Origin of the sequence: Kitasatospora putterlickiae, from assembly GCF_039527695.1 — a bacterium.
Classification (GTDB): domain Bacteria; phylum Actinomycetota; class Actinomycetes; order Streptomycetales; family Streptomycetaceae; genus Kitasatospora; species Kitasatospora putterlickiae.
Map to the genome: position 1 here is coordinate 1 of NZ_BAAAKJ010000467.1, position 1699 is coordinate 1699.

A 1699-nucleotide genomic window follows, 5' to 3' on the forward strand; every position below is an offset into this window, starting at 1 on the left:
AAGAAGTCGTCATCGATCCCGACCCGCTCGACCCCCAGCACCTCAGCGAACACCTCACACAACGCCACCTCAGGCGCCGAACGAGGCCCTCGACCACCCTCCGACACCAACGCCCCGAAGTCCGGCACCGGCAGCGCGGCCCGGTCCACCTTCCCGTTCGGCGTCAGGGGAAGCCGGTCCAAGGGGACCACGGCCGCCGGGATCATGTGGTCCGGCAAGGTGGTGCGCAGGTGCTCCCGCAGGTTCCGGAGGTCGATCTCGGCGTCCTCGGCCGGCACCGCGTAGGCCACGAGGTTGTTGTCCCGGGCCACGACCAGTGCCCGGCGCACTGCCGGATGGGTGGTGAGAGCCGCCTCGATCTCGGCCGGTTCGATGCGGAAGCCCCGGATCTTGACCTGCTGGTCGGCCCGGCCGAGGAACTGGAGGACGCCGTCGGTCGTCCAGCGGGCGAGGTCTCCCGTGCGGTACATGCGCTCGCCGGGTGCGCCGAACGGGTTGGCCACGAACCGCTCGGCCGTCACTCCCGGCCGCCGCAGATAGCCGTGCGCCAACTGGACTCCGGCGATGTACAGCTCGCCGGGAGCGCCGGGAGCCACCGGTCGCAGCGCCGCGTCGAGCACGTACAGGCGGGTGTTCCAGACCGGTCGGCCGATGGGCACGACCCCCGAGTCGGCGGCACTGTGCCAGAACGTGACGTCCACCGCGGCCTCGGTCGGACCGTAGAGATTGTGCAGTTCCGCGTGGGGCAGCGTGTCGTGGAACCGCGCGGCCAGGTCCGCCGGAAGCGCTTCGCCGCTGCACATCACACGGGTCAGGCCGGCGCAGTGCGCGGTGGACTCCTCGGCGAGGAACGTGTCCAGCATGGACGGCACGAAGTGGACGGTGGTGACGCCTTCCGTCTGGATCAACCGGCTCAGGTAGGCCGGGTCCTTGTGGCCTCCGGGTTCCGCGACGACGAGCGTGGCGCCGGTGATAAGCGGCCAGAAGAACTCCCACACGGAGACGTCGAAACTCGACGGTGTCTTCTGGAGGACCCGGTCGTCGGGGCCGAGCCCGTACTCGTCCTGCATCCACAGGAGCCGGTTGACGATGGCCCGCTGCGGAACCACCACGCCCTTGGGGCGCCCGGTGGAACCCGAGGTGTAGATCACGTAGGCGGGAAGGCCGGGGTGCGACGCGACAACCGGCGCGACGGCGTCACCGTCCTCCCCTTCGAGGATCCCGCTGATCAGGTCGAGGTCGTCGACCACGTACGTGGGCTCCGCGTCACGGCACATGAACGCGGTGCGCTCCGCCGGGTAGTCCAGGTCCAGCGGCAGGTACGCGGCACCGGCCTTGTGGGTGGCCAGGAGCACGGTGACCAGTTCGGCCGACCTCGGTAGCGCCACGGCCACCGTGTCGCCCGGCCGGACGCCCTGGGCGATGAGCCAGTGGGCGACGCGGTTGGCCCGGGCGTCGAGCCGCGCGTAGCTCAGCCGTTCGGTCCCGGCGACCAGGGCCGTGGCCTCGGGCGTCCGCGCGGCCTGCGCGGCGAACAGCTCCGGCAGGGTCGTCGCCGGCACGTCACGGCCGGTGTCGTTCCAGTCCGCCAGGAGCTGCCGGCGTTCCTCGGGGGTGAGGATGTCGGCCCGGCCGACCGGCAGTTCGGGACGCGCGCTCACCTGCTCCAGGAGCCGCACCCACCGGCCCAGGAACGTCT

The 1699-nt window shown here is 71.3% G+C and carries 1 protein-coding gene; it reads right to left on the reverse strand.

The features are described 5' to 3' along the window. On the reverse strand, nucleotides 1-1661 hold a 1661-nt coding region (locus ABD308_RS37125), incomplete at its 3' end, for an amino acid adenylation domain-containing protein (protein ID WP_344344993.1). Between the last annotated feature and the right edge of the window lie 38 nt (nucleotides 1662-1699).